Raw genomic sequence first — 407 nt, forward strand, 5'->3', positions numbered from 1 at the left:
GCATCACGAAGGCGGCCGGCTACTCCGAGATGCAGGGGGCCGTCGAGCTCGCGCTGGGTTTTGACGACGAACTGCTGTTCGAGCAGTGCATCGAAGGCCCCGAGGTGACCTGTGCCGTGCTGGGCGAGGGCGCGGCAGCGATCGCGCTGCCGGTGGTCGAGATCCGCGCGCTGGCGGGCAACTACGACTTCGACAACAAATACCTCACCGACACGACGCAGTACCTCTATGGCAGCTTGCCCGCTGCGCTGGAGGCCGAGATCCAGCAGCTCGTGCTGATGGCCTACCGGCTGCTCGGCTGCCGGGGCTGGGGCCGAGCCGACCTGATGGTGCGCAAGTCAGACATGAGGCCCTTCCTGCTGGAGATGAATACCAGCCCCGGCATGACCTCGCATTCGCTCGTGCCC

General features: G+C 66.3%; 1 protein-coding gene. It reads left to right on the plus strand.

The features are described from left to right. The coding region (locus tag ETB99_RS14745; RefSeq protein ID WP_483860853.1) for a D-alanine--D-alanine ligase at positions 1-407 on the plus strand (407 nt) is incomplete at both ends.

The sequence above is a fragment of the Anoxybacillus sp. CHMUD genome, from assembly GCF_013096965.1.
Lineage (GTDB): Bacteria > Bacillota > Bacilli > Bacillales > Anoxybacillaceae > Anoxybacillus > Anoxybacillus kestanbolensis_A.